Raw genomic sequence first — 25,519 nt, forward strand, 5'->3', positions numbered from 1 at the left:
ATATTTCTATTGCCAACAAAAAAGCAGAAGCAGCAAAGCAGACGGGCAAGTTATAATTTTTTTGCGGATAGGCGTAACAAAAATTTATGAGTAACCCCCTTGTACAAGCATTTTTTGTCGGCAGAGCAGTAGCTGAAGTTCTTTCTGAACGTTTAGAAAATGCCTTTACCGATGCTTTGAGTGAACTAGGCAAACTTGATGCTGAACTTAGAGAAGAAATGCGCCAGTTTACAGAAGAAGTCATGGAGCGTGCAAATCGAGCAGCTGATGCAACTGCCAGTGGTGTTAACACTACAGTAGTTGGGCAAACAGCTTCCGAACCTATTGATTTGCAAGCAATGATTGATGAACTGCGAGCAGAAATCGCCCTCCTGCGAACAGAATTACAACGTTATCGCAGCAGTAAAGGCTGATAAAAATAAACCCATAGTTAAGGCGGGTTTATGTAGAAAATATTTTATAAAGTTTAGAGAGATTGTCCCTAAAACCCGCCCGTACAGTGGTGAGTTGTAAATAACCAACAGCTAACAACAAATAACAACCAACAACCAATTAGGGTTAAGAGTGTCTTCTATCCCCACTATCCCCACTGACTCGGTTAAAAACCAGCGGTACGCAAAACTTATGGAACAAGGTTATACAGATAAAGCATACCGTTGGAATCGCGAAAACTATTCCAGTAGACGGCGTTTTGTAGATATTTGGTCATTTGTATTGACCTTATTGTTCAAGCTTTGGCTTTACAAAAAGTCTTGGAGTTACCCAGGTGGAGTTACCGAAGTAAAGCAAACTGCTAGACGTAAAACTCAAGCAGTCTGGATTCGTAATACTCTACTAGACCTGGGGCCAACTTTCATTAAAGTAGGGCAACTTTTTTCTACCCGTGCCGATATATTCCCCGGTGAATATGTCGAAGAACTTGCCAAGCTACAAGACAAAGTACCTGCTTTTAGCTATGAGCAGGTAGAAGCGATCGTTGCACAAGAACTGGGCAAAAAAATTCCCGAACTCTTTGAGAGTTTTGAACCAATTCCTTTAGCCGCAGCTAGTTTGGGGCAAGTACACAAAGCGGTACTGCATTCGGGGGAAGCAGTTGTTGTTAAGGTGCAACGCCCTGGGCTAAAAAAGCTATTTGAAATAGATTTAAAAATTCTCAGGGGCATTGCTCGCTATTTTCAAAATCATCCTGAATGGGGACGAGGACGAGATTGGATTGGTATCTATGAAGAGTGTTGCCGCATTCTTTGGGAAGAGATAGATTATCTGAACGAAGGACGTAATGCTGATACTTTTCGTCGCAATTTTCGTGCTTTCGATTGGGTGAAAGTGCCGCGTGTTTATTGGCGCTATACCTCCTCACGAGTGCTAACACTCGAATATGTTCCTGGTATTAAAATTAGCCAATACGAAGCTTTAGAGGCTGCGGGCTTAGATCGTAAACAAATTGCCCGTCAGGGCGCTCAAGCTTACCTGCTTCAGCTACTAAATGATGGCTTTTTCCACGCCGATCCCCATCCTGGTAATATTGCTGTTGATCCTGAAGGTGCTTTAATATTCTACGATTTCGGCATGATGGGGCGGATTAAATCTAATATCCGTGAAGGGCTGATGGAAACTTTGTTTGGCATCGCTTCCAAAGATGGCGATCGCGTTGTCAAATCCTTAGTTGATTTGGGCGCATTAGCACCAGCAGAAGATATGGGGCCAGTGCGACGCTCTGTCCAGTATATGCTGGATCATTTCATGGATAAGCCTTTTGAAAATCAGTCCGTAGCTGCTATTAGTGACGATTTGTACGAGATAGCTTATAATCAGCCTTTTAGATTTCCAGCGACGTTCACTTTCGTGATGCGAGCCTTCTCGACTCTAGAAGGCGTGGGCAAAGGCTTAGATCCTGAATTTAACTTTATGGAAGTTGCTAAACCGTATGCAATGCAGCTTATGACTAATATGAATGGTTCTGATACGAACAGCTTTTTCAATGAATTAGGCAAGCAAGCTGTTCAAGTAAGTAGTACAGCGCTGGGACTACCACGTAGACTGGAAGATACGTTAGAAAAACTAGAGCGCGGAGATGTACGTCTTCGCTTCCGGTCTATAGAAACAGAGCGTCTGTTGCGCAGACAGAGTAATATTCAGTTAGGGACAACCTATGCCCTATTAGTCAGTGCTTTTACAGTTTCAGCAACGATTTTATTCGTTAACCATTATCTGTGGCTGGCAATATTTATCGCTTTAATCGCAGTGGTTATATCCTGGCTGCTGATTAGACTGGTGATGCGCCTCGACCGTTATGACCGTATGTATTAATTGATGCAAGAATATATGAAACTTCATTTTACCGGTCTTAGTGATTCGGGACTTATTCGTTCTAATAATCAAGATTCTTACTATACCGATCCAGAAGGACGCTTTTTCATTGTTGCTGATGGTATGGGTGGACATGCAGGAGGTGAGCAGGCAAGCCACATCGCTACCCAGGAAATTCACAAATATTTAATTGAGAATTGGAATGGTTCTAAATCTTCCTCCCAGCTTTTAGAGGAAGCTTTATTCAAAGCAAATGAAGCGATTTTACAAGATCAGCACAATCATCCCGAACGTGCTGACATGGGGACTACAGTTGTGGTGGTAATTTTTCGCCCCGGAGAGTCACCTTGGTGTGCTCACGTTGGTGACTCTAGACTGTATCGTTTTCGAGATTCTCAATTAGAGCAAATTACCGAAGATCACACTTGGGTAGCACGCGCTCTGAAGATGGGTGATATTTCTCTAGAAGAAGCACGAATTCATCCTTTTCGTCATGTCTTGTCTCGTTGTTTGGGACGTGAAGATCTAAATCAGGTTGAAGTGCAGCAACTAGATATCAAAGTAGGCGATCGCTTGCTGTTATGCAGTGATGGTTTAACAGAAGAACTTGTTGATGAAAATATAGCTTGCTATCTCCAAGAAAGCCCCTCGGTAGCAAAAGCCGCTATTTCCCTAGTTGAAGCCGCTAAACAGCAAGGTGGACACGATAATATTACTGTCGTCATTGTTGCTGCTGATTAACCTCCAATAAGTCTGTAGTGGAGTTTAGCAGAAATAACTATCCAATAGAAAAAAGGTTCAGAGGCTGATGCGAAAACTATCTTTTCTCCTGCCTCCAGCATAGCTGCCTTCTGCCTTTATATTGTTTTTGCAGTAAATATACTCATCGTTTTGTTCAGATTGAGCATTTTTCCCTTTTACAACTTGATAAAAATACATTTAACCTCCGCAGTAAGTCATCTACGGAGGTTGAATTTACATTATTTGGCAGGTTGACATCTTGCAACTGATAGAGTATAGCAATATAATTCACGTTTACACTCCTCCCTCTTTTTGCAGTTACAGCAAATCGGTTGCTATCTGTAAAATCAAACAGCAGATAACAACAACACAAAAATAACTGACTGGCTTTGATAAAGTAGGAAATTAACCTACCTGTTACAGGGAGAAGAAACTCAAGCTCAAGGGCTTAAAAAACCCTTAAACTCACCGAAATTAGCAACGGTAGACTTGAGGTTTATATCAGTAGACTGAAAATACAGAATGTCACCTAGCAAAAAACACTCCAAAAGATTATGGGCAAATTTGTCAAACCTTTGTTATCTTTCTTAAAATAGGAGGAACAAATATATGACAAAGTGCTACCCCATAAATAAGCCGCTTTTGGGGTCGAGTCACTAAGATCACCTTTACTTATATTTTTTAGGAGTTAATCATGGATAAGCCAATCGAACTCACTTTGGAACAGCAATTTAGCATCCGCTCTTTCGCTACTCAAGTACAAAACATGAGTCACGATCAAGCTAAAGACTTCTTAGTTAAACTTTATGAGCAAATGGTTGTACGGGAAGCTACCTATAAAGAACTTCTTAAGCACCAGTGGGGATTAGATGCCGGCTCTTCTTGGGCAGCGTAGAAGTCTTGTGTCGCAGTGGGCGACCTCCTTCTCTTGCTCGGTTCCAATGAGGAAAGGAGCTGGGGATGCCGGGGCGTCAACTTTAACGAGTTACTCTTTAAAAGACATCACACTCTACACACAGAGACCTAGAGTACAAAAACTTGTTTATTAGCAAGTCTGGAAAACAAAGTCTCAAACTAAATTTTGGTGTTGAGAATCAATATTGCGCTTGTATTCACAAAATACTTTATAGAAATCAAGCTTACTTAAGCTTGTCTGTATTTTGTCACAATGCAAAACTGCACAGAAAGCAATCTGTACAGTATAAAGTTAACTCAACCTTCAATACTCTTGTAAGGAGTCATTTATATTTTTTATAACTTTATTTTGTAACTTTCGATAGACTCCCTTAACAATACTTAATATCTAAATAAAATCTTAGTACTAGCGTTCTATAGTGTGATGTTATTTGCATTTAGGCAGAGAGGTCGAAGGGTAAATCAGTATTAAGCCCTTCTAACTTCGCTAGAATTTGAGGTTTCAAATTTTCGTATTCGACCTTAAGTAAACTTTTGCTAAGTTGGGGTTCGCAAGCAGACGCCGATGTATTGCTTATTGTTACCCATTGTTGCAAATATTGACGTTGAAAAGGAGCAATAGTAGAAAGTAGCATCTTACTACAGCGATTTGGTGTCTCTCTAGCAAAAAAAAGTAAGTGGTAGAAACCCTTTTGTGACAATAGGCGAGCTATTTCTTGACCGATATTTGTTTTAAGGTCAAGGTAGTAAGGCAGCCATTTAGCGCCATGTTTGCGGTTGTAGACAACAGTAATCCATAGCAACATGGGGTGAGGAGTAGTGATGAAAAGAAATTGGTTGTAGCGGCTACAAACTAAACGCTTTTGAATTTCTTCTTGAGGAAGCATAATCCACAAAGCAGGAATTAGTTCTGCCTCGATACGGATGGGATGAGGGAAAACAATGTTAGCGATGGGTTTATTTTGCGGCCAGGAGAATCGTTGAGTAATTTCACTATTGGATGGTGTGATTGTAGAATCGAGCTTGGGTTTGTGCTCAAACTCTGCTTTTATGGTTGGGGGTACCAAAAGCGATCCAGAAGCCGACGCGCTAATGTTTGGCTGTTGAGTATGAGCAACCTCAATTTGCTCCAGGGATGTTAAAACTTTAAGAATTTCACCAACAGTTTGAGGGCGATCGCCTGGTGCTTTAGCTAGACAACTCATGACCAAATTTTTTACTTCATTTGGTAGTTGCAAAGTCGGGGCAGCTTCCGAAAAAGAACGTGGTGCTTTTTGGTGATGTGTTTTATACCATGCTCCGAATGAATGTGTTGGTGCTACTAAGGGCATTTTCCCTGTGAGCATTTCAAACATCATTACACCCAAACTATAAATATCAGAACGATTGTCTAATTCCTTACCATCCATTTGTTCGGGTGAAGAATAAGCCAGCGTACCCAAATAGTAGTTTGTATAATTATTATCTGCTTGTAACAATTTAGCGATACCAAAGTCTAAAACTTTGACTAATTCTCCAAAACTGGCATCTTGAATTACCAGCATATTGCTGGGCTTGATATCGCGATGGATAATCGGACAGATTTTGCCATCTACCATAATGCCATTGTGAGCAGCCTGTAATCCTAAGCTGATTTGACGTACAAAACTTAGGAATCTTGGTAAAGATAGGTGCTGCTTGCGAATAACATCACTGAGACTAACTCCTTGTAAGTATTCCATAACGTAGAACGGGGTATTATTTTCGTCTACGCCATAATCCATAACTCGGACAACATGAATGCTTTTTTGTCCTAATAACGCACAAGTTTTCGCTTCTCGCTCAAAACGCTCCTGTAATCGCATTTTGTTATTTTGGACAGATAAAGCAAGAAATTTAACGGCAACGGGTACGCCTCCCAACAATATGTCCTTGGCACGATAGACTCGTCCCATTGCTCCTGTACCAATTAAATCTTGAAGCTGATAGCGATTGCTGAGTAAGCGACCAACATTGGGGTCTGACATAGAAACTTCGACTCCAATTTAATATTGAAAAAGAGCGAATTTCACCACCCTATTTCTGAAGGCTGGTGATAATTGTGTGAGTGGGAAAGTTGGCCCCTAATAAATGGGAATGGCTAATTTAGTGTAATAGCTTGTAGCATTCCTAACTTTGTGTCTGATTTATTTTGCCCATTTTTGCCACGTTTAATTAACTTTGGTAAGGAAAATTGTTAGTCGTGAGTACAAAGAAAGTTTTAAGATCGTCATTCGTCATTGGTTAGTACAGAAGTACCATGGCACGTCTGTACATTTGTTGCGTACTACTATTTACTCAACACTAATCGCTCAGTTGACCCGTTGACGCTCTATGTTAGCTTCCATTGTGCTACTTAGGTAGTGACCAACCATAATGCCACTAGTGAGGTAATAGGTATCATTATTGATGCGGTGCAAAGTCTCAAAACCACTACGACGTTCGCGATCGCTTAATACCCAGTAACGCTGGACAATAGTATCTATACCAATCCAACCCTCTCCTTCGATCTGTCCTAAAATATTATGTTGAAGTAAAAAATTATACTGTTTATTTCCCCGATCCATACGCCCTTTGTATTGCAAAGCAATGTCCGCAAGATCGCTGCCTGGAAATATTAATTTTGTTGCCATTGTAAACCAATTATCTCGATTCCAAGCCACCAAGGTCATACCCTTAACGTTAATTGGAGTACCATTACGTTCTAGCCAACTTCCTTGCAACGTCCAGCGTCCTGGTTCCAGTAAAAATGTATGATCCACCTTGTCACCCTGCTATTGATCGAGTATCGCCAACAGTATAGCCCTTGGTTGGGGAGGGGGACAGGGGACAGGGGACAGGGGGAGACACAAACCACCAACCACTGTACGGGAGGCAGCGCGCCCTTGTGGCTACCCTCCGGGAAGCCGCTAGCTAACGCAACGCCTGACGGCGAACGCGTCTAGTGCCGACTTGTAGCGACTGGCGTAGACGCCGAAGGCGGATAAGTGAAAGTAAGGGTTCCCTGGCATAAAGGAGCCAGTGCGCCCTTGCGGGTTAAGCGCGTCGAGTGCGACTGGCGTCACCTGGCGTCACCTGGCATCGGGTTAAGCGCGTTGTAGACGCCCAGAGGGCGGCTTCTTGCAGGGTAGCACCTGGCGTCACCTGGCGTCGGGTTAAGCGCGTCGAGTGCGACTGCCGTGCGGGTTTAAAAGATAAATTATCTGTTTAAACCCAAAGATCATCAGCAAAACCCGCCCCTATCAATAACCAATGACTGTTAACTAATGACTAATTACGGTTCGTGAACTTCTCCCAAAAGTACTTCTTGAGGTGCTCCGGTAACTGATGGGAGGTTACCTGGAGTACCTAATTTTCGCCAGTAAGCTAAGACTGCAAAAGCGATCGCTTCTTTGAAATCTGCGCTCAATCCTGCTTCATCTGTTGTTAAAACTGGTGTAGGTGCTAAAATTTCCTGAAGACGATATTTTAAATAGAGATTGCGATTGCCACCACCACATAAAAATACCCGTTGTGGCATTTGCGGTAAAAAAGTGCGATAACTATGAACAATCGAAGCTGCTGTCAGTTCCGTAAGAGTCGCGAGCAAGTCAGCAGGACTTATTTGGTAGGATTCGGCGTCTTTTACACACTGTTGCAGATAAGTAACACCAAATAATTCTCGACCTGTAGATTTGGGTGGTGGCAGATGAAAATAATCTTGCTCAAGCCATTGTTCTACTAGTGCATGGCAGGGAGTACCACTTGCTGCCCAAGCACCGTTTTCATCGTAGGTTTTAGTATTATTTGTTAAATATTGTACTGCCAGATCCAACAGGCTATTTCCCGGCCCAGTATCCCAACCGCGAATCTTTTCTAGCCAGTTGTCTTGATGCGCTGGCATATAAGTAACATTACCAATTCCGCCAATATTTTGAATACAACGAGCCTCTTGAGGGTGACTGAGTAAAGCTGCATCTACACGAGGTACAAGGGGCGCACCATGCCCACCAACAGCAATATCTGCTACACGGAAGTTACTGACTGTCGTAATACCTGTTAAGTTAGCAATTACAGCACCACGACCAAGTTGAAGGCTGTAACCTAAAGAGGATGCAAAGGCGCCCAGACGCGGAGACACGGAGAAAGAAAATGTCCCCGTGTCTCCCCCTCCCCGTGTCCCCGTGTCCTTATTTTTTGGTGGTCGATGGTAAACTGTTTGACCGTGGGAGCCAATTAAACTAGCTGTTTCGTGACCATTTTGAATATTTTGTGCAGCTTGGGCAAAGGCTTGAGCGATCGCATCATCTAATTCTGCAAATTCTTGCATGGAGATAGCTTGTCCACTACAAACAGCCAAGATACGTTCTCTCAGTTCCTTTGAGTAAGGATAGGTTGCCCCAGCTATCAATTCCACTTTTAAATCAAAATCTGTGCCGGAAATGTCTACCAAGGCGGCGTCTATACCATCTACAGATGTCCCGCTCATTAAGCCGATAACACGAGTCATTTTTTATTGGTTAGTAGTTAGTAGTTAGTGGTTAATTGCTCTGTTCTGCCCCTTTGCTCCCCTTGTCCCCGCGTCTGTTACTCCTCTTTTCTTTTCTCGGTAGCGATTATATGCAAATCAACGTTTTTGAGCAATCTAACTAATTTTTGAGTTAAAGAGCCTTTGAGGAGTATTTGCCAGCGAGAGCGCTGACTTTCGCCGATGATAATCTGGGTAATGTGGTATTGATGAGCAACTTCGGCGATCGCTTTAGCGATATTACTGCTGGTAACACGAATAAAAGTACCTTCAAATTCTTGACAAAGCTTCTCACACATATCTATGTGCAGACTTTCTTCTTTTGTGAGAAAACGGTCTGGATCGGCTACAAATAAAGCAAAAACAGGAGCGTTCATGTAGTTAGCTAACCTTGCTCCTCGACGCAATAATTGTAATGAGTTTGGATAAGTGGAAACACATACCAATACCCGTTCGTGTATGTTACATACTTCACCATTGAGGTTGCCGCTAGGGAGACTAGCATTGAGTTCTCTTGCGTCTTCTTCAACGTTATCTGCTATCTCTCGCAATGCTAATTCTCGTAAAGCAATTAAGTTACGGCGCTGGAAAAAGTTATTGAGTGCTTGGTGAATTTTTGGCTGGGCATAGATTTTACCCTCTAGTAACCTTTCTTGCAGTGTCTCTGGTGTAACATCTACTACTACAACTTCATCTGCTTCATCCAGAATACGGTCAGGTATGCGCTCTCGTACTACCACTCCAGTAATTCTTGCTACTAAGTCATTAAGACTCTCCAAATGCTGAATATTCATAGTGGAGTAGACATCAATGCCGTTGTGCAAAATGACTTCTACATCTTGGTAGCGTTTTTCGTGGGGTAAACCAGGGGCATTAGTATGTGCTAGTTCATCGACTAAGACTAATTGAGGCGATCGCGCTAAAATTGCGTCCGTGTCCATTTCCATCAGCATCAAATTGCCGCGTGGAATTTTTTGACGAGGTACTATTTCTAAACCTTCCGCTCTTTCTGCTGTTTCTTTGCGTCCGTGGGTTTCTAACAACCCAATCACAACATCAATGCCTTCTTCTTTGAGCAAATGGGCTTCTTCTAGCATTCGGTAGGTTTTGCCAACTCCTGGAGCCATACCGATAAATATTTTATGTTTACCGCGCCGTGCTGGATGAATAGGGAGATTAGTAGTAACTAATGGTGTAGTATTTGCTAAATTGAGGTTATCTTCGTCCAACATTTCACCTTTAGTAGTATCTTAAAAGTGAGTTTATATCTATTCCAAATTACTGATTTTCTCTACGGTTAATTTCTTGAAGATCAAGTGCATAATTTAATTTCAAAATATTCACGCCAGGCTCTCCAAAAACTCCTAAAAATTTCCCATCTGTATACTGTCTTAGTAACGGTAATATTTCTTCTCGGTTAATCCCACGCGCACGAGCAACTAGAGAGAGTTGCTCCTGGGCTGTTCTCACCGTAATATGAGGATCTAAGCCAGAACCAGAGGTATAAATGAGATCCGCAAAGGGTTGAATATTCTCATCTGTGAATTCATTGGCTCGTTCTACAATCCGATTAAGTAAATCTGGACTGCTAGGAGCAAGGTTGCTGGCACCTGATATCCCATATGGTTTGCCTATTTTTCCTTGGCTATACCTAACAGTACTAGGGCGTCCTTGGAAATAGCGATCTGAGCGGAACTGTTGCCCAATCAAAGCCGAACCAATTGCTTCTCCTTGAATATTTTGCATAATGCTGCCATTAGCGTGAAACTTGAAGGCAGTTTGGCCTACTCCCAAGATTATAAGAGGATAGATAATTGCGGTTACCAACCAAAGAAGTATAGTAATACGAATAGCTCTAGCTATTTCTCGAATAATAGACATAAAAACTGTCCTTAGTTGCCTGAGTTACCGATAAAGGTGTTTATCTTTTAAGTAAAAGGCAGATGGCAAAAGGTAACAGGTAAAAGGCTGTTTCCAACTGCTTTCAGTGAAGTTGCCATTTTACATTTAATTGTGTCCACCTACTTAATTGATTGAATTAGAAACGTTCTGGCTGAAAAACAACAAAAAATAAGTAAATTATCAGTGCCAGTGTTACTAATCCCAAAATACCAATCGCCCATGCAGAGCGACGTTCTAATGTACCTTCAGCAGTGGCATAAACAACTGGGGCAATAATTAAATTTACAGACAATGCAATAAAAAGAATCAATGGCAATTTATGCTTGCGCCATTGCAACCAAACAAAGGAAATTGCCTCAATCATATCTGCTAATAAAAATTTGCGCGATAAATTAACTGGTTTCATAACTTTTTACCTTCTCTTGTGCTTATACCCTTAATTGCTTATTTATTCCTTTTGCCTTCTGTCTTCTTATGCCAACCCCACTACCGTAATAATTAAATCAATCAATTTAATTGCAATAAATGGTGCAATTACACCACCTAAGCCATAAATTAAAATATTGCGTTGTAGCAGTTGATTAGATGTTAGTGGTCTAAACTTTACACCCTTAAGTGCTAAGGGAATCAAAGCTGGAATAATCAAAGCATTATAAATAAGTGCTGACAGCACAGCTGAATTAGTGCTGGTTAGCCTCATAATATTTAAACCTTGTAGGTTAGCAGAAGCAAATAAGACTGGAATAATCGCAAAGTATTTAGCAATATCATTGGCAATCGAAAATGTTGTTAATGCTCCGCGAGTGATCAGTAATTGTTTGCCAATACTAACTATATCGATTAGTTTTGTAGGGTCTGAGTCTAAATCCACCATGTTAGCTGCTTCTTTAGCAGCTTGAGTACCAGTATTCATTGCTACTCCAACATTAGCTTGTGCTAAGGCGGGGGCATCATTAGTACCATCTCCAGTCATTGCCACTATTTTGCCTTCTTTCTGTTCTTTTTGAATTACGGCTATTTTGTCTTCTGGGTTGGCTTCAGCAATGAAATCGTCTACTCCAGCTTCTTTGGCAATGACAGAAGCGGTGATGCGGTTGTCACCAGTCAACATGATGGTACGTACTCCCATCCGTCGCAGTTGCTCGAAGCGATCGCGTATTCCTGGCTTGACAATATCCTTGAGATAAATCACACCGAAAATTTCGTTATCAAAGCAAACTGCTAAAGGTGTACCTCCCTGTTGGGAAACCATTTCGTAGGCGCTATCCAATTCCGGTGAGGTGTTGCCGTTACGAGAACGTACAAATCCCTTAATTGCATCTACCGCTCCTTTACGCGCCTGTTGCCCATTGGGTAAGTTTGTTCCGCTCATGCGAGTTCTGGCTGAAAACTCAATTCCTTCAGATCTGTCAATGTCAAAATTAATCCTTGCTCCTAATTTTTCTGCCAATCGGACTATCGATTTTCCCTCTGGCGTCTCATCGAATACACTCGCTGCCAAGGCTACATAAGCAACTTGCTCCATAGAGTGTCCGTTGATTGGAATAAAACCTTCTGCCAAACGATTACCCAAGGTGATCGTACCTGTTTTATCGAGAACCAGAGTGTTAACATCGCCACAAGCTTCTACTGCTCGCCCTGAGGTAGCAATGACGTTAAATTGAGCAACCCGATCCATTCCAGCAATACCAATGGCACTCAGTAAGCCGCCAATAGTTGTAGGAATCAGTGCTACCAACAGAGCTACCAAAATTGATACACTGACTGGACTGCCAACTGTGTTGGCAATAGGTGATATGGTAACAACGACAAATAAAAAGACTAAGCTGAGGACTGCCAATAACACTGTCAGGGCAATTTCATTTGGTGTTTTGCTGCGATCTGCTCCTTCTACCAGAGCAATCATCCGATCAATGAAGCCTTTGCCGGGATCGGCAGTGATCCGAACAATCAACTCGTCAGAAATAATCCGCGTACCGCCTGTCACGGAGCTAGCAACATCAGAGCCTGTTTCTTTTAATACTGGTGCCGATTCTCCTGTAATTGCCGATTCATCAACACTGGCGGCACCCATAATCACTTCCCCATCGGCGGGAATAATATCACCTGCGACGACGTAGACAGTATCACCTCGTTGCAAGCTGGTGGAAGGAACTTCTGTGATCGTGCCATCAGGAGAAAGTTTTTTCGCTATGGTTTCTGATTTGGTTGAGCGTAAGGCGTCGGCTTGCGCTTTACCACGTCCTTCTGCTACTGCTTCGGCAAAATTGGCAAACCAAACAGTGAAGAATAAAATCAATGTAATTAAGCCATTGATCAAGCGTGGGTTATCACCGGGAACAGAACCAAATAATTCAGGATCAATTGTGGCTGCAAGAGTGACAAGTGTACCAACCCAGACTAAAAACATAACTGGGTTTTTCACTGCATCTTTAGGATTAAGCTTGACAAAGGCGTCCTTAATGGCTCTTTGATAAATTCCTTTAGTGTTTACCTTTGCTTGTTTACGGGCATGACGGCGATCGTATGGGCGAAAACGTTGGGGTTTATTAGGTGGTTTGGGGGTAGTTGCAACTGGATTCATATTATGTAAGGGAACGGGGAACAGGGAATAGGGTTGGGGAGGGGGAGAGTGGGGAGAGTGAGAGCTAGGGGCGCCCTCTGGGGTTAGGGGCTGTGGGGGAGATAAAAAGAATCCTTATTCCTATCCCCTGTCCCCTTAACTGCCAGTGGCAATTTTAAAACCTTCGGCGATCGGGCCTAATGCTAAAACAGGGAAGAAAGTTAGTACTCCTAAAATCAGAATGACTCCAGCTGTAATGCTGGTAAATAGGAGAGTATCAGTTTTGAGAGTGGCTGGGGTTTCTGGAACTGTTTGTTTGTTAGCCATGCTGTCAGCTAATAGCAAGATGGCAATAATGGGAACGTAACGCCCTAGCAGTAAGCTGGGAATTGTACTTAAATTCCACCAGAGAGTGTTATCTACTAAACCCTCAAAGCCAGAGCCATTGTTTGCACTTGCTGAAGTATATTCATAAACTACTTGAGAAACTTTGTGAAAGGTAGGATTCGTAATTCCAGCGATCGCTTCTGGAAGATAAAAAGTAATGGCACTGGGAATTAAAACTGCTATTGGATGAATTAATAGCACAACACTGGCGAGAACAATTTCTCGCTTCTCAATTTTCCGCCCCATAAACTCTGGAGTACGCCCTACCATCAAACCAGTTAAGAAGACAGTCAGAATTACATAGATTAATAGGTATGCAGTTCCTGTTCCTTGCCCACCCCAAACTATTTGCAAAAACATATTTAATAAGGTAGAAAAACCTCCTGTCGGCATCAGAGAATCGTGCATACCGTTGACAGCGCCAGTCATAGTACTAGTAGTCATGACTGCCCAAAATGCAGTTAGTACAGAGCCAAAGCGAACTTCTTTACCCTCTAAATTTGGCTGTTCAATACCTAAAGCACTATTAATTAGAGGATTGCCTTGATATTCTCCATTAGCTGTAATGCCCACTAAAATAACAAAAATCACAAATACCATCCAGAACAGCAGCCATGCTTGTTTGCTATTGTTGGCAAAAATACCGTAGGTGTGAATCAACGCTGCTGGAATCGAAATCATAGCGAGCATTTCGATTAGATTAGAAGCACCATTGGGATTTTCAAAGGGGTGGGCAGAGTTAGTGGCAAAAAAGCCACCACCGTTTTCACCCAATTGCTTAATCATTTCAAAAGAAGCTACTGGGCCTCTGGGAATATACTGAGTAGAGCCTTCGATTGTTGTGACAATTTCGGGGCCTAGAAATGTTTGCGGTACACCTAAGATAATTAAGGCGATCGCCCCAATTATGGAAATAGGTAGCAAGATTCGTGTAATGGCACGGGTAAGATCTACGTAAAAGTTTCCCAGCACTCTACCTGTTAAACCACGAAGAAAGGCGATGCCTACTGCCAAGCCAGTCGCAGCTGAGGTGAACATCAAAAAACCTAAAGCTGCTGTTTGGCTAAAATAACTGAGAGTTATTTCGGGAACGTAGTGTTGTTGATCGGTATTTGTGAGAAATGAAATTGTTGTGTGTAGTGCTAAATCCCAACTGGGGGCATTAAAAGTATTAGGATTTAGAGGCAGAATTCCCTGAAACTCAAAAATCAAGTAGACAGCACTGCCCATGATTAGATTGCTGACAAGAACAGCTCGCGCATACTGCCAACCTGTCATTTCTTGCTTGCCACGCACACCTGCTACTACGTAGATAATTCGCTCAATCGGATTCATGATTGGATCGAGCAAAGTTCTTTCACCTAAGAAAATACGTGCTATGTATCTACCGAAAAACGGAGCGATCGCTATTAAGATACAAAGCGTTAACCCAATTTGCAAAAAGCCTTGTCCCATATATTTTAACTGAATTATGGATTTTGCTTTTGTTTAGCTTTATTGCTAAAACTTGACTAATTCATTTGCTTCATTTTCTCAATCTGGACTCTTCATTTTTTTTGTATAAATTCCAGATAGTTATAGTCAGTAAATAGGTTATAAATAAAATCAAATTGATTGGAGCTATTACTATTGAACTATAACTAATTACTCAATTTGAACCTATCTACTTAAAACCTTCTAACGAATGTAATTCTTTTTATATTTCATTCATTTCTCCTGAATTTTAGAATCATAATTTTCACTTGCAATCTATATATATTATTTATACTTAACTCTTGTCAGAATCTCTCCTTAAAGATTATCCTACCAGAAGCATTAAATTGTAAGTATAGCTTTATACACAAACATAAGTTTCAATTGTTCAGTAGACATATATTAAATTTATCTAGACTATGAGATTTGGATAGTTGAGAAGGTCAGGCTTTTAATTAGGAATTAGTAGCTGCTCAGGAGTCAAAGAAGTGTAGACAAGATTATATTGTATATATAAGACTTTTTGAATAATTCAAGCTATGTTTTTGCCAATCCTGTAAGTTAGTCAAGAAAACAATTAAATTGTCATTACTTTTTTTAGATATATGCACAAGCAATCAAAACTTATTAACTTTTGAAAACACATAAATATGTTGTACATTAAACATCTGCTAATTTAATCAAGTTTGAGTTAGAAATTTATCTAACTTATTTTTTGTATTTATATATATATGATTAAATCCATCAAGAGTAAGCAGAATATATCAGAAAATATATAGCTAATATTATTTATGTATATATTGGCCAAACTAATTATTATAAATACCTCCAATTATTCATTGAATAGTGTTGATAAATTTAGTTCTATATTGAGAAAAGTTTTCCAAAAATTAAACTCTAGCAGCTGCTAGATAGTTTAGGACATCAACTGATGATAAAAACCTTATACCAATTCTCTGTAAGGCTGCACTTTATTTTGACTCCTCCCAACCTCCCCTTGCCAAGGGAAGGTGCCGCAGGCGGTGGGGTTATTTCTATGTGTCTTCATATAGAAATGGTATTACAGCAAGCAAGTTTTTACCCTGTTCCTGTTAAGAGTTCCCTGCTATATTTAATTGTGACAAAAGAAAAACGCTTACTCAGTTAATAGGTTTTCTCTTGCTGTAGTTATAGCGCTGGAATACTTAATACCGCCAGAGTATGTGTTCGGCTATTTGCACAATGGCATGATTTTGTTAGCAAATTCTTGATTAGAATCGTACTGCTGTGTTGGCTGTGACGCTAGCAGCTTGTGGATTCACATTACTGAGTATGTTGATACCTGCAACAGAACTGAATTAATGCGCTGATGAATTAGCTAATCCTAGATACAGTTTTGGTGACAAAAGCTTCTGGTTTTCTAGATCACATCATATTTAAGGGATCAACATCTATTGTTAAACTCACAGATACCGGACAAAGTTGACGCACTTCCTCCCAATCAGGTAACTGTGGCAGCGCATCAGGGGTAAACTTCAACAGTATTTGCCAGCGATAACGATTTGCTACTCGTAATATGTTAGCTGGTGCTGGCCCCATGATGTCTAAACCTTCTTGTTGCGGCAAAGCAGTTACTATCAATTGGGCAGTGTTCTGCACTTCTGTGGGATCATTGCTACTTAAGCGCAATAGAATCAACCTGCCATAGGGAGGATAATTTAGTGCCTGGCGTTGTTCTAATTCAGCATGAATAAAGGACGGATAATCATGATTTCGTACCGCCTCAATCACCGGATGCTCTGGGGTGTAAGTTTGCACGATTACCTTACCTGGATCTTCGCCTCTGCCAGCACGCCCAGCTACCTGAGTTAAAGTTTGAAACGCTCGTTCACTGGCACGATAATCAGATAAATGTAAAAGTCCATCAGCAGCCACAACTCCTACCAATGTTACCTGTGGTAGATCCAACCCTTTGGTGAGCATTTGCGTACCCACTAATAAATCTGCTTCACCATTGGCAAATCTGGTAAGTAACGTTCGATGCGCCCCCTTAGTGCGTGTAGTATCGCTATCAAAGCGGATCAAGCGCAGTTCGGGAAATTGTTTTGTTAATTCTTGGGCAACTCGTTGCGTACCGCTACCAAAGAATTTGAGGTAAGGGGAGCCACATTCAGGACATTGGCGCGGGTGCGATCGCCCATAATTACAGTAATGACAGCGCAAAATTTGTGGCGCTCCCTCCTCGGTGTGGTGATATGACAAAGAGACATCACAGTGGGGACACTCCAGCACATATCCACAGCTACGGCAAGATACAAATGTACTATGCCCGCGCCGATGGATAAATAAAATTCCCTGCTGATTCTGTTGTTTGAGTTGTTGTAAGGCTGTTTGTAGAGATTTACTAAATATGGAGCGATTACCCTGATGGAATTCTTGCCGCATATCTACTACTTCTACAGGCGGCAAAGGGCGAGAGTTGATGCGTTCGGGGAGGGAGAGGTAGTAAGAGGAGTGGGGGAGGGGGGGAGGGGAGAAAGAAGAGGACACGGGGACACGGGGACGCGGGGACACGGGGAGGCGAGAAGATGGAGATACGGGAAAAGTTTCTGATAATTTCTCCGCGTCTCCCAGTCTCTGCGTCTTTGTGTCTTCACTTGTCCTCACGCTGATCCAACTCTCCAATGAGGGTGTTGCTGAACCCAAAACTAGGGGACAATTTTCTAATTGGGCGCGCCACTGAGCAACATTACGAGCGTTGTAGGTGGGGATGGGGGAGTCTTGTTTAAAGCTGCTGTCGTGTTCTTCGTCTAAGATAATTAAACCCAAATGAGGCAGAGGAGCGAAAATTGCACTGCGCGTACCGATAACGACTTGGGGTTCTCCTGTCAGCATTTGTCGCCAAGTGTCGTAACGTTCTCCGTCGGAGAGGGCGCTGTGATAAACGCTAATTTTGTTGCCAAATCTGGCTCGGAAACGATCGGTTAGCTGGGGTGTGAGTCCAATTTCTGGTACTAAAACAAGGGCGGATTTGCCTTGGGTTAATAAAGGAGCGATCGCTTGCAAATAAACTTCTGTTTTTCCGGAGCCAGTCACCCCATGCAGCAGTACAGTTCCATAGCCTTCCACTCCTTTGATGGTAGATAATGCCTGAGACTGAGCAGGATTTAAAGATTTGGGTTGATCTGCCGTGACTGTAAAAGCGCGTTCACTTCGTAATATTTCCCTTTCTGCAATCACAACACAGCCCTTCTCCTCTAGCTTCTTCAAAGTAGGGGTAGTTGTATTGCAAATTTGTAGAAACTCTGAAAGCCACAACTCACCACCGTGCCGCCTCAAGACTTCTAAAATTTCTCTTTGACGCTTGTTGAGGTCGATAGGCGGTACACTAACAGTCAAGGTGACTACTGGTTTTGTCTGAGGTCGAGAGTATCTAGGCATTTGTACATAAGTTTCTACCCATCCGCGTTGGAGTAGTTGTTTTTTTGCCTGATAAAATCCTTTTACCTGACGTTTGAGGAATTTGAAGCTATAGTCCCCATCGACTTGGGATTGAAGAATTTTGAGGATTTCACGGGCTGCCAAACTGACAAATTCATTTGCACCGTTGGGAATATTTTCTGGTTTGAGGCGAAGACGAGCCTGCGATCGCCCTAACAATCCTGGTGGTAAAGCAGTGCGTATGACTTGAATTAGGGAGGTGTAATAGTACTGTGACACCCTTTCTATTAACTGCCAGTACGTTTCTCTAAAAAATTTTGGGTGGATTACATCTTCCACATCTCTAATTTCTGCGGCTACAAGGTGAGCAGGAGGTTGAGCCAGTAAACGAACAGCTATCCCTCCTACCTGTTGCCATTTAAATGGCACACTTAAAATATCCCCTGGTTTTACTTCTAAACCTACTGGTAATCGATAGGTATATAGTTTTTCTTCTTTATATCCTTCTTCTAGTTGTGTTGCGGCTTCTTTTCCAATTCCCGGACAGTCTACTAGAACTTCAACCCACCGATTTCCATTTCTGCTTGAGTCGTAGGAGCTACCTGGTTCAGCAACAGCTAAAGGAGTCAAACTTACATCATTAATATACATAGTTCCTCAATATATTTATAGATAAATATTTTCCTCTGCTAGTTGCTGAAATCTAACCTTACTCATTCAACTATAACCGCCTGTCTTGCCTCACTAAAAATGTAGTTCGCAATACTGTCATCAGACATAATACTTGATAAGTTTCCTCTTATGTAATTCCAATACCGGAATCAAGATTATCTATATGAGGTAATGCATCTTTAATTTAAACTCGATACAACTCATCAATCTGCCGTTTTGCGTAAGTTTTCTTTGCATACTAACTAGGTAATAGAGCTTTTCTCCCTATTGATAGATATTAATTACTGTCAGTATATGAGATCCTTTTTACCAGGCAATAGGTTGCGACACCTTGTGCTGTCAAGTTTATATCATTGATTGTAAGTTTTTAAGTTATGTATAACTTAATCAGCATTTTGCTGATTAGTTTTGAGGGTTGCAATGCATAGAGATTATAAAGTCATTAAATATATGTGAAGATTTAAGAAATTGGCAAATTCTAAGGAAAAGTTTTATATTTGTTAAGTTTAAGCAATTTTATTTGAGGGGGTTTGACATATTTTGTAATTAAAAAAAAGATGAAAAATATATGGATTGCCGAACTAAATCATGAAAGTTGGAATAGTAAGAGTATCGTGTTTGTGAGGAAGTGTATCCAGGTGTAACCAACAGTTAAAGTCGCCAGCAGTATCGAAAACTAATTATCTCTGGTGAACTTTAGCCATGATATATGAAAATTTAAGTTCGGGATCAACTTTGAATTAGCAGAAAAAAGTTTTGCTAAGAGACAGGTGCATTTGTCACATATAAAAACTGGAAAGTATCTTAGAGCAGCTGTCACTAACTTATGTACCAAACCAAGCAACAATCCCTGAAGGAAGCTATGAATATTGCTGAATTGGGAACAATGACGATGATAGAAAATGCTGCTGATAATGAAGAACCAACTCTTGATAATTTAGAAGCAGTGGCAGATGAAGAATCCCCTATTATCGAAAACTTAGAAAATCTGGAAATAGATGATCGCGTTGGGGATGAGATGGCGGCAGCACGCCCTTCGGGATATAACAAAACCGAATATGATGATGCTGTGGGCGCATTTTTTAAAGAAATGGCGCGTTATCCATTACTCAAACCTGATGAAGAGGTTGAACTAGCGCGGCGAGTGCGATTTCTAGAAGAAGTAAACGAACTATATACTTCCTTAGAAAAAAAACTGGGACAGCAGCCTACCAAGGAAAATATAGCAACACATTTAGAGATAACAGAAAAGCAGTTAGAACATCGTTTGTATCAAGGGCGGGTGGCGAAACGGAAAATGATTCGCTCTAACTTGCGTCTTGTAGTATCAATTGCCAAACGATATTTAAATCGGGGAGTGCCTTTTTTGGATTTAATTCAGGAAGGAGCAATGGGTTTGAATCGTGCTACCGAAAAATTTGATCCAGATAAAGGATATAAGTTTTCTACGTATGCTTATTGGTGGATCAGACAAGCAATCACAAGGGCGATCGCTAACGATGCACGAACAATTCGCTTGCCGATTCACATAGTTGAAAAACTCAATAAATTGAAAAAAGCTCAACGAGAGCTAAAACAAAGATTAGGGCGGAATCCCAGTGAAGCAGAAATGGCTGAAGCATTGGAAATTCCGGCACAACAATTACGCCAGCTCCAGCAACTGCGGCGTCAAGCACTTTCCCTCAACCACCGTGTTGGTAAAGAAGAAGACACGGAATTGATGGATTTGCTAGAAGATGAAGATAACCAATCTCCAGAAGCAAAAATGAACGAAAGCATGATGCGGCAGGAGATTTGGGAAGTATTGGGTGACGTACTAACCCCACGGGAGAAAGATGTGATTTCGCTGCGATATGGCTTGACAACCAGTGAACCCTGCACTTTGGAAGAGGTTGGCAATATGTTCAATCTATCGCGCGAGCGTGTTCGACAAATTCAAAGCAAAGCTATGCGAAAATTGCGCCGTCCCCATATAGCCAAACGCTTGAAGGGTTGGTTAGTGTAATTAGTCATTTGTTATTTGTCATTTGTCATTTTTCCAGAATTTAATGATCCTGAAATATTGACTAGGGAATATAAACTATGGGCTAATGACTTAATGATTAATGACCAAGGACTAATGATTAATGACATCGCATAGCGATTTAACATTGCGTTTTGCTGAACCAGAAGACTGTAACACCTTATTTGAATTAATTAAAGCCCTAGCAGAGTATGAAAAGCTATCTGATGCTGTTACTGGGAGCCCTTTAGCACTTAAGGAGCACTTATTCGGTTCCGTAAAATATGTTGAAGCAATATTAGCAGAATATACAGGGCAAGCGGTTGGATTTGCTCTGTTTTTTCATAATTATTCAACTTTTTTGACCAAGCCAGGAATTTATCTAGAAGATATATTCGTTCTACCAGAGTACCGCCGCCAAGGGATTGGCAAAGCTCTTTTAACTAAAGTTGCTCAAGTTACTGTAGAGAGAAATTGTGGAAGGTTAGAGTGGAGTGTTCTAGATTGGAACGAGCCAGCTATTAAATTTTATCGCCGCATGGGAGCAGTGATTTTAGAAGAGTGGCGGATTTGCCGTGTTACAGGAGAGACGCTTGCTGAGTTAGGGAATGGGTGATAGAAAGACAAGGGGACAAGCGGACAAAAACAGGGGAGATAAGGGGACAAACAGAGCAGGGGAGCAGGGGGGCAGGGGAGAACTACTAACCCCTAACCACTGACTAATGACTAACTTTGACAACTTGTCTTTTGACGAGAAAAGACTGTGAACCTAAAAATTAAGGATGGTATTGCACCAAAAACGTCTGAATTAATTTCTCTAAATAGTTTAAATATTTTCTATGTAAATCCACCCCTACTACAAAAAATACTTTTATTATTTATACCAATCTAATTAAATTTTATGAATTACTGCTATCGATTGATTGGCAATTTAATTATTGCCCTGACACTTACCTGTTTTTTTCTTGCTCCACCTGCCCATTCACTAGCTACATCTTTTACCCAAGTTGCTGCGAAGGACTTCTTTCAATTGGGCGTAGAGAATATGCTGCATGGTAATTATGATGAAGCAATTCAAGATTTCCAACAGGCAATTGAGGAGAAAAAAGATTTTGTCGCGGCTTATAGTAATCGTTGTCTTGCCAATCTCAAAATAGAAGCTTATCAAAATGCGATCGCCGACTGCACGCAAGTAATAAATTTAGCACCCAACAAGGCAGATGCTTACCTCAACCGAGGGCTTGCCTACTACAGACAAGGAAATTATCAAGCAGCGATCGCTGATGATGAGAAGGCGATCGTACTCAAACCTTATGATTTTCGGGCTTATTACAACCGAGGGGTAGCCCAAGCTTCTTTAAAAAATTACCAGCAAGCAGTTGCTGACTATAATCTCGCCTTGAGTCAAACCCCCCAGCTACCTAATCCTTTAGTTGCTGATATCTACAATGATCGAGGATTAGCGCGTTTACAATTAACAAACCTACAAGCGGCTATGTATGACTTTAATATGGCAATTCGTTTGAATGCCGCCGATGATAGAGCTTTTTTCAACCGAGGTTGTGCTTGTGCTAAAAATGAAGATTATGCCAGTGCAGTACGTAATTTTACTGAGGCAATCCAATTAAACTCTAGTGATGGTCATGCTTATATGAACCGAGGAATAGCCTTTCATCGCCTTGGTTATGAACAATCTGCCCTAGCTGACTTACACAAGGCAGCTAAATACTTTGGATACCAGGGACAGAGACTTGCCTATGAAAAAACTTTGTCTCTAATTAAGACTGTGCAACAACAAATTCCATCGACAGTAGAAATTGCTCTTGTGGAAGTAAAAGTATGACAGCTTGTCTTTTGACAGCAAGTTGCAGAAACCCTAAAAATATCACTGAGTATTTTTACGAGCAGTGATCAATTAAAAGTGAAAATTTGCCTGTTTCTGCTTTCATTTGCTGTACCTAGTCTGTTAATAGCATATCCTACATTAGCTGTTGAGACTGAAAAAAATCAACAACACACTCACAAATTGCCCCAAAATCTTGTAGAAATTCCTGATTTAAGTGAAATAGAATTACCTGCTACCGAAGCTCAATTATTAACTCAAGAGTCTGAAACGGACGAGTCAGCAACACCAGCAGAAACAAAGCCATCTATCAACGAAGATTCTACTAATGAGGGAGACATAGAAATAGAAGTAACAGGCGAAAAAGACACACTGCCTTTATCTACTCCCACTTACGTGATTGAGAAAGAAGAAATTGAAAAGCAAGGTTCTACAAGTGTTGCTGATATTTTGAAAAGAATGCCAGGATTTGCTATCAATGATGTAGGGCCAGGAGCAGATATTCACACTGGTACATATTACCGGGGAGCTTCAATAAATCAATCGATATTCCTCATTAATGGTAGACCAATTAATACTAATATTAATACCTATCATGGTGCGACTGATTTAAATAGTATTCCCACAGAAGCAATTGAACGAGTGGAACTATACAGTGGTGCAGCTTCTATTTTGTATGGTTCATCAAGTTTTGGTGGAGTTGTTAATATTATCACTAAAGAAGGCAGCAGTATTCCTAAATTGAATGCTACTGCTGAATTTGGCTCCTTAAGTTTAAATAATCAACAAGCTAGTTACGCTGGTGCCTTTGGTTCTGTTAGATATAATTTCAGTTTTGAAAGGTTTTTTACTGATAACCGTTACCGAGTTCCAGAAGGAGCAGCAAATCGTGATGCTGATGGTTATTTATTCAATGCAGATACTGCTACTAGTACTTACTTTGGTAATTTAGTATTTGATTTAAATGCCAAAAATACTCTCAGTTTAGATGTAACTAAACTCAGCAGTCGCCGGGGTTTAGTTTATTTTGGTTTCCCGCTACAAAAAGACAGATTAGATCATGATGGATTAAATCTGGGTTTATCTTGGAAAACTCTGTTAGGTAATGGAGAAAATTCTGTTCTGACAACTACGCTCGGTTACAATCAAGATTACTTTAGTACCTATGGCCCCACAGTTTTTAGAGGTGTAGAGTATTATCGTACAGGTGTTTTAGATACACAACAATTGACAGCAAGAATTGATCATGAGTGGCAACTCACCCCGAATAATAAATTGCGCTGGGGATTAGATTTAAAAAATACTGATTTAAATAGTGAGACTGATAGTACACGTCCCGATCGCATTGCCTTAAATGAAATCGAAGATAGGAACGTATTCAATACAGGATTATTTGCTGTTAATACTTGGAATATTACTAATGCTTTTCAGCTAGATTTTGGCTTGAGGCAAAGCTTCGATAGTCAGTTTGGAAATTATTTGAATCCCAGTGCAGGATTGCGTTATGCTGTGACACCAAGCCTCGCAGTGCGCGGAAGTTGGACAGGGGGACAGCGCAATCCGGGGTTAGATCAATTATACGTTTATGATACAGTACATGGATGGTTGCCTAATCCAGATTTGGAACCAGAAACAGGCTCATCTTGGACTGCGGGAGTTGATGTTAATTTTTCTGAGAATTTAATCGGGCAGTTTACTTACTTTGGTAGTAGCTTAGATAATCGCTTAGGAATAATTAATGGTAGATGGGAAAATATTGGACTTGTAGATACTAATGGATTTGAGGCGGCATTGCGGTGGAAAATCGCTTCTCGTTGGTCTACTTTTGTTAACTATACTTATACAGATGCCCAAATTAAAACAGGAATAGAAAAAGGTTTACAGTTGGGCATGATTCCTTACTCCGTTGCTCAAGCTGGCATTAGTTATGCAAGCGGAGGATGGCAGGCGAATTTATATACTACTTATAATAGTGGCGCTCGCAGAGCCTTCTTTACTAATCCTGGAAATACGACAACTGATTTTGTTCCATCTTTCTTTAATTTAGATTTCAGCGCTCGTGTACCAATCACCCAAACTTTAGGAATTACTGTTTACTTAGAAAATTTATTAGATGAACAATACGAGCGAGTGAATCGTACTTATAGCCCTGGCTTTACTTTTCGGATTGGTTTAACCTCGAATTTGTAATTTGTCATTAGTCATTAGTCATTCGTAGGGGCGGGTTTATTTATGATATTTTGTCAAACTAGAGAGATCGCACCTAAAACCCGCCCGTACAGTGGTTAGTAGTTAGTGGTTAGTGGTTATTGTCTGTTTCTCCCCCATCTTCCCCATCTTCCTCATTTCCCCATCTCTCTCATCTCCCCCTCTGCCCCGTGTCCCCTTTTCTCCCCCTCTCCTTGTCCTCTCTCTGCCTTCTGCCTTTTTCAGTATCCTGACTTGAAGCAACATGAACTTATGTGAATCATATTGAAGCAATTAAACTCAAGGTGTACTTTTCTAGGTAATTTATAAAAAGCTAGAAAAATATGCTATGGCAAAGCGAATTTCAGTAGATATTGAAGGCTTAAGGGAAGAAATTGAACGAGCATACTCAAACGATAAATTCTGGTGTCAACTATCTCTGGCTCAGAAAATTCGCATATTGATTCAGGATGGTTTAGAGAAAGCTAAAACCCAAGAAAGCAAACCAAACTGAAGTCTTTACAAAAGTGTAAAAATCTAATAAAAGCTTTCAAATTCTACTTTCATCCCTGTCAAGCT

The 25,519-nt window shown here is 41.0% G+C and carries 20 protein-coding genes; 11 read left to right on the top strand and 9 right to left on the bottom strand.

Annotated elements, in window-relative coordinates; genetic code table 11:
* Positions 1–86: 86 nt before the first annotated feature.
* The 4 genes from QUB80_RS26340 to QUB80_RS26355 all read left to right on the top strand — a co-directional run bounded on the left by QUB80_RS26340 (position 87) and on the right by QUB80_RS26355 (position 3,946).
* Complete coding sequence (locus QUB80_RS26340) at positions 87–413, top strand: DUF6825 family protein (protein WP_289792440.1); 327 nt, start codon at positions 87–89, stop codon at positions 411–413.
* Between the two features lie 211 nt (positions 414–624).
* On the top strand, positions 625–2,310 hold the full coding sequence (locus tag QUB80_RS26345; RefSeq protein WP_289792441.1) for an ABC1 kinase family protein: 1,686 nt from the start codon (positions 625–627) through the stop codon (positions 2,308–2,310).
* Positions 2,311–2,325: 15 nt separating this feature from the next.
* Positions 2,326–3,051 carry a Stp1/IreP family PP2C-type Ser/Thr phosphatase gene (locus QUB80_RS26350; RefSeq protein WP_289792442.1) on the top strand — a complete coding sequence of 242 codons (726 nt, stop codon included), beginning with the start codon at positions 2,326–2,328 and terminating at the stop codon, positions 3,049–3,051.
* 694 nt (positions 3,052–3,745) lie between these two features.
* Positions 3,746–3,946, top strand: a complete 201-nt coding sequence (locus tag QUB80_RS26355) for an NblA/ycf18 family protein (protein WP_289792443.1) — start codon at positions 3,746–3,748, stop codon at positions 3,944–3,946.
* A gap of 457 nt (positions 3,947–4,403) precedes the next feature.
* On the opposite strand, the gene QUB80_RS26360 is transcribed toward QUB80_RS26355, so the two are convergent.
* Both QUB80_RS26360 and QUB80_RS26365 read right to left on the bottom strand, forming a co-directional pair.
* Entirely contained in the window at positions 4,404–5,972 is a 1,569-nt protein-coding gene (locus QUB80_RS26360) for a serine/threonine-protein kinase (RefSeq protein ID WP_289792444.1), read from the bottom strand.
* A 324-nt stretch (positions 5,973–6,296) separates the two neighbouring features.
* Entirely contained in the window at positions 6,297–6,746 is a 450-nt protein-coding gene (locus QUB80_RS26365; RefSeq protein WP_289792445.1) for a hypothetical protein, read from the bottom strand.
* Between the two features lie 287 nt (positions 6,747–7,033).
* Here QUB80_RS26365 and QUB80_RS26370 point away from each other — a divergent pair, with 287 nt between their 5' ends.
* On the top strand, positions 7,034–7,195 hold the full coding sequence (locus QUB80_RS26370; protein WP_289792446.1) for a hypothetical protein: 162 nt from the start codon (positions 7,034–7,036) through the stop codon (positions 7,193–7,195).
* A 63-nt stretch (positions 7,196–7,258) separates the two neighbouring features.
* Here the strand turns inward: QUB80_RS26370 and QUB80_RS26375 are convergent, their stop codons facing one another.
* The 6 genes from QUB80_RS26375 to kdpA all read right to left on the bottom strand — a co-directional run bounded on the left by QUB80_RS26375 (position 7,259) and on the right by kdpA (position 14,798).
* Positions 7,259–8,473: an anhydro-N-acetylmuramic acid kinase gene (locus QUB80_RS26375; RefSeq protein WP_289792447.1), complete on the bottom strand. Its 1,215-nt coding sequence runs from the start codon at positions 8,471–8,473 to the stop codon at positions 7,259–7,261.
* A gap of 77 nt (positions 8,474–8,550) precedes the next feature.
* Positions 8,551–9,723: a universal stress protein gene (locus QUB80_RS26380; protein ID WP_289792448.1), complete on the bottom strand. Its 1,173-nt coding sequence runs from the start codon at positions 9,721–9,723 to the stop codon at positions 8,551–8,553.
* A 46-nt stretch (positions 9,724–9,769) separates the two neighbouring features.
* Positions 9,770–10,372, bottom strand: a complete 603-nt coding sequence (gene kdpC / locus QUB80_RS26385) for a K(+)-transporting ATPase subunit C (protein ID WP_289792449.1) — start codon at positions 10,370–10,372, stop codon at positions 9,770–9,772.
* A gap of 157 nt (positions 10,373–10,529) precedes the next feature.
* On the bottom strand, positions 10,530–10,799 hold the full coding sequence (kdpF, locus tag QUB80_RS26390; protein WP_289792450.1) for a K(+)-transporting ATPase subunit F: 270 nt from the start codon (positions 10,797–10,799) through the stop codon (positions 10,530–10,532).
* 66 nt (positions 10,800–10,865) lie between these two features.
* Positions 10,866–12,977 carry a potassium-transporting ATPase subunit KdpB gene (gene kdpB / locus QUB80_RS26395; protein ID WP_289792451.1) on the bottom strand — a complete coding sequence of 704 codons (2,112 nt, stop codon included), beginning with the start codon at positions 12,975–12,977 and terminating at the stop codon, positions 10,866–10,868.
* A gap of 135 nt (positions 12,978–13,112) precedes the next feature.
* The gene (gene kdpA / locus QUB80_RS26400; protein WP_289792452.1) at positions 13,113–14,798 is read right to left on the bottom strand and encodes a potassium-transporting ATPase subunit KdpA; all 1,686 of its coding nucleotides are present in this window, start codon (positions 14,796–14,798) and stop codon (positions 13,113–13,115) included.
* Between the two features lie 949 nt (positions 14,799–15,747).
* On the opposite strand from kdpA, the gene QUB80_RS26405 reads away from it, so the two are divergent.
* Complete coding sequence (locus tag QUB80_RS26405; protein WP_289792453.1) at positions 15,748–15,963, top strand: hypothetical protein; 216 nt, start codon at positions 15,748–15,750, stop codon at positions 15,961–15,963.
* Between the two features lie 257 nt (positions 15,964–16,220).
* Here QUB80_RS26405 and priA read toward each other — a convergent pair whose 3' ends face one another.
* The gene (priA, locus tag QUB80_RS26410) at positions 16,221–18,887 is read right to left on the bottom strand and encodes a primosomal protein N' (protein WP_289792454.1); all 2,667 of its coding nucleotides are present in this window, start codon (positions 18,885–18,887) and stop codon (positions 16,221–16,223) included.
* An 847-nt stretch (positions 18,888–19,734) separates the two neighbouring features.
* On the opposite strand from priA, the gene QUB80_RS26415 reads away from it, so the two are divergent.
* From QUB80_RS26415 to QUB80_RS26435, 5 genes are all read left to right on the top strand, one after another.
* Positions 19,735–20,913, top strand: a complete 1,179-nt coding sequence (locus tag QUB80_RS26415) for an RpoD/SigA family RNA polymerase sigma factor (protein ID WP_289792455.1) — start codon at positions 19,735–19,737, stop codon at positions 20,911–20,913.
* A gap of 121 nt (positions 20,914–21,034) precedes the next feature.
* On the top strand, positions 21,035–21,526 hold the full coding sequence (locus QUB80_RS26420; protein ID WP_289792456.1) for a GNAT family N-acetyltransferase: 492 nt from the start codon (positions 21,035–21,037) through the stop codon (positions 21,524–21,526).
* A gap of 285 nt (positions 21,527–21,811) precedes the next feature.
* Entirely contained in the window at positions 21,812–22,753 is a 942-nt protein-coding gene (locus tag QUB80_RS26425) for a tetratricopeptide repeat protein (RefSeq protein WP_289792457.1), read from the top strand.
* A 78-nt stretch (positions 22,754–22,831) separates the two neighbouring features.
* Positions 22,832–24,943, top strand: coding sequence for a TonB-dependent receptor plug domain-containing protein (locus tag QUB80_RS26430; RefSeq protein WP_289792458.1), 2,112 nt, complete (start codon positions 22,832–22,834; stop codon positions 24,941–24,943).
* Positions 24,944–25,289: 346 nt separating this feature from the next.
* A complete protein-coding gene (locus QUB80_RS26435) occupies positions 25,290–25,454 on the top strand; it encodes a hypothetical protein (RefSeq protein ID WP_289792459.1) in 165 nt (54 codons plus the stop codon).
* Positions 25,455–25,519: the final 65 nt, after the last annotated feature.

The organism is Chlorogloeopsis sp. ULAP01, from assembly GCF_030381805.1.
GTDB lineage: Bacteria > Cyanobacteriota > Cyanobacteriia > Cyanobacteriales > Nostocaceae > Chlorogloeopsis.

What these genes read in the sequence shown, in the direction of transcription:
- QUB80_RS26420 (WP_289792456.1), top strand. Translation starts at nt 21,035, where the DNA reads ATGACATCGCATAGCGATTTAACATTGCGTTTTGCTGAACCAGAAGAC.
- QUB80_RS26405 (WP_289792453.1), top strand. Translation starts at nt 15,748, where the DNA reads ATGATAAAAACCTTATACCAATTCTCTGTAAGGCTGCACTTTATTTTG.
- kdpA (WP_289792452.1), bottom strand. Translation starts at nt 14,798, where the DNA reads ATGGGACAAGGCTTTTTGCAAATTGGGTTAACGCTTTGTATCTTAATA.
- QUB80_RS26350 (WP_289792442.1), top strand. Translation starts at nt 2,326, where the DNA reads ATGAAACTTCATTTTACCGGTCTTAGTGATTCGGGACTTATTCGTTCT.
- kdpC (WP_289792449.1), bottom strand. Translation starts at nt 10,372, where the DNA reads ATGTCTATTATTCGAGAAATAGCTAGAGCTATTCGTATTACTATACTT.
- kdpF (WP_289792450.1), bottom strand. Translation starts at nt 10,799, where the DNA reads ATGAAACCAGTTAATTTATCGCGCAAATTTTTATTAGCAGATATGATT.
- kdpB (WP_289792451.1), bottom strand. Translation starts at nt 12,977, where the DNA reads ATGAATCCAGTTGCAACTACCCCCAAACCACCTAATAAACCCCAACGT.
- QUB80_RS26425 (WP_289792457.1), top strand. Translation starts at nt 21,812, where the DNA reads ATGAATTACTGCTATCGATTGATTGGCAATTTAATTATTGCCCTGACA.
- QUB80_RS26435 (WP_289792459.1), top strand. Translation starts at nt 25,290, where the DNA reads ATGGCAAAGCGAATTTCAGTAGATATTGAAGGCTTAAGGGAAGAAATT.
- QUB80_RS26355 (WP_289792443.1), top strand. Translation starts at nt 3,746, where the DNA reads ATGGATAAGCCAATCGAACTCACTTTGGAACAGCAATTTAGCATCCGC.
- QUB80_RS26415 (WP_289792455.1), top strand. Translation starts at nt 19,735, where the DNA reads ATGTACCAAACCAAGCAACAATCCCTGAAGGAAGCTATGAATATTGCT.
- QUB80_RS26345 (WP_289792441.1), top strand. Translation starts at nt 625, where the DNA reads ATGGAACAAGGTTATACAGATAAAGCATACCGTTGGAATCGCGAAAAC.
- QUB80_RS26360 (WP_289792444.1), bottom strand. Translation starts at nt 5,972, where the DNA reads ATGTCAGACCCCAATGTTGGTCGCTTACTCAGCAATCGCTATCAGCTT.
- QUB80_RS26380 (WP_289792448.1), bottom strand. Translation starts at nt 9,723, where the DNA reads ATGTTGGACGAAGATAACCTCAATTTAGCAAATACTACACCATTAGTT.
- QUB80_RS26340 (WP_289792440.1), top strand. Translation starts at nt 87, where the DNA reads ATGAGTAACCCCCTTGTACAAGCATTTTTTGTCGGCAGAGCAGTAGCT.
- QUB80_RS26375 (WP_289792447.1), bottom strand. Translation starts at nt 8,473, where the DNA reads ATGACTCGTGTTATCGGCTTAATGAGCGGGACATCTGTAGATGGTATA.
- priA (WP_289792454.1), bottom strand. Translation starts at nt 18,887, where the DNA reads ATGTATATTAATGATGTAAGTTTGACTCCTTTAGCTGTTGCTGAACCA.